We start from the raw sequence: 2466 nt of genomic DNA on the forward strand, positions 1-2466 counted from the left end.
CTTTAAACTTCTGTTATATTCTTTCCAGTTGCAAACTTTTTGTAGCTTTGACATACACACTTGTGGTTAAGTTTTTTGTCAATTTACTACTTTTCTTAGTTCGCAGCTACTTTTTTTTATATCTACGCAACAAGGTCTTGCAGGAATGACGGTTTTGGTATCTATGCAACAAAGCCTTGCGGGAATGACGATTAGGTATCCACGCAATAGTCTGGATAACAATCAAAGAATAATTCACGTAAGCAAGCTTTTTTCAGGATAGAAGTTAGTATAATTTTATGATTCTTTTATAGGATTTTGTGTAGGCTTTAGGCTTTCTGCTATTTTATTCAGGTCTATTTGACTACAGATTCCCAGTAATACGGGATCACGGGGACGAATAGAATTCATATTCCAATGGCTACGAGTTCTAATAGCGTCTATAGTAGTCTTAGTAGTGCCTATTAATTTAATTATTTGATGGTCTTGGATGTTCGGATAATTAGACAATAACCAATATATAGCATCCGGTTTATCTTGACGCCTTGCTATAGGAGTGTATTTAGTACGCTGTTTTTTCTGATTTTTCATCAACTCATCAGCAGGGCTATATGAAATTTGTAAATTAGCATTAGGATCTTTACTGCAACGTTCAATTTCCTCTAAAGTTAACTGGCCGTTTGCAATTGGATTTAAACCTTTTATAGATTGTGCTACTTCACCGTCAGCCATACCTTTTATTTCAAATTCATGAATACCGCAAAAATTGGCAATTTGTTTAAATGTTAAAGAAGTATTTTCAATTAACCACATAGCCGTGGCTTTTGGCAGAAGCGGTAATGTTTTTTGCGAATTCATGATAATTGTTTTTGGCTTAATTTAAGAAGTTATAACAAATAGAGTTATTTAAGTCAATCTTCATTTAGAAACTTAACTATATCCTCAACTACTTTCTTGGCATCGCCGAATAACATAAAAGTATTATCGTGATAAAATAACTCATTTTCTATACCTGCATATCCTGAAGCCATAGAGCGTTTAATAAACAAAATAGTACGTGCTTTTTCGACATCTAGTACCGGCATACCATAAATCGGACTACTCGGGTCATTTTTAGCAACAGGATTAGTTACGTCATTTGCTCCAATTACAAGCACTACGTCGGTGGTAGCAAAATCTCTATTAATCTCTTCAAGCTCAAGCACTTTCTCATAATCTATATTAGCTTCTGCAAGTAAAACATTCATATGCCCCGGCATTCTACCTGCTACCGGATGCACGGCAAAACGTACATTAATGTCTGAACGTTCTAATATAACAACCATCTCTTTTATGATATGCTGAGACTGGGCTACTGCCATACCGTAACCTGGAACAATTATCACCGATGATGAATTAAGTAGTAAATGTGCCGCATCTTCAGGGCAGCTTGTTTTTGCTATTTTATCGTCGTCTATATCCTTGTTAATCCCGGTAGGTGCAGACAAAAACGCTCCAAAAATAACCTTGATTAATGAACGATTCATAGCCCTGCACATTATATAGCTAAGTATAGCTCCGCTACTACCGACTAATGCTCCGGTAATAATGAGTAGGCTATTGCTAAGCGTAAAGCCGATACCGGCTGTTGCAAAACCTGAATAAGAATTTAGCATTGATACTATAACAGGCATATCTGCACCGCCCACCGGTATTATTAGTAATACTCCGATTAACAGCGATAAAAAGACTATTAGATTAAATAAAAATATATTTTCTGAACGAATAAAAGATATTACTAGAATAACCAATATTATTGCCATTAATAAGCATATATATTGCTGACCGTAGAATTTTAACGGGCTACTTTTCATTAAGCCTTGTAGTTTTAGAAAAGCTATAACCGAACCGCTAAAAGTTAACGCTCCTATAGAAACTCCGAGCGATATTTCGATTAATGAATTAATCGGTAAACTTCCGGCTATTCCTATAGAAAAATTTTCAGGAGCAAGTATCGTAGCGTAAGCTACAAATAACGCAGCAAGACCAACAAAAGAGTGAAATCCGGCAACTAATTGAGGCATTGCCGTCATGGAGATTTTAAGTGCAATAATCCCTCCGATTATACCGCCTAATAATATGGTTGCTATAATGAGTAATTTATGAGTAAAATCCGGAAGGAAAAAAGTAACGCCGACTGCTATCACCATCCCCAAAATACCTATGGTACTGCCCAAACGTGCTTGTTTCTGTGAGGATAAAAACTTTAGCGACAGAATAAAACAAACAGCCGCAACTAAGTATAATAACTGGATAATTTGTAGGGACATAGGTGGATTTATTTAATAATTTGGAAACGTCATTCCTGCAAGACCTTGTTGCGTAGATATAAAAAAAAGTAGCTGCGAACTAAGAAAAGTAGTAAACTGACAAAAAACTTAACCACAGGTGTGTATGTCAAAGCTACAAAAAGTTTGCAACTGGAAAGAATATAACAGAAGTTTAAAG

At 35.6% G+C, this 2466-nt stretch carries 2 protein-coding genes; both read right to left on the bottom strand.

Going from position 1 to position 2466, the window contains the following annotated elements:
• Positions 1-276: 276 nt before the first annotated feature.
• Positions 277-837, bottom strand: a complete 561-nt coding sequence (locus KYQ89_RS05130) for a cell cycle transcriptional regulator TrcR (RefSeq protein WP_218460684.1) — start codon at positions 835-837, stop codon at positions 277-279.
• A 53-nt stretch (positions 838-890) separates the two neighbouring features.
• Positions 891-2288: an NAD(P)(+) transhydrogenase (Re/Si-specific) subunit beta gene (locus tag KYQ89_RS05135; RefSeq protein ID WP_218460685.1), complete on the bottom strand. Its 1398-nt coding sequence runs from the start codon at positions 2286-2288 to the stop codon at positions 891-893.
• Positions 2289-2466 lie beyond the last annotated feature (178 nt).

Origin of the sequence: Rickettsia sp. TH2014, assembly GCF_019249195.1 — a bacterium.
GTDB lineage: Bacteria > Pseudomonadota > Alphaproteobacteria > Rickettsiales > Rickettsiaceae > Rickettsia > Rickettsia felis.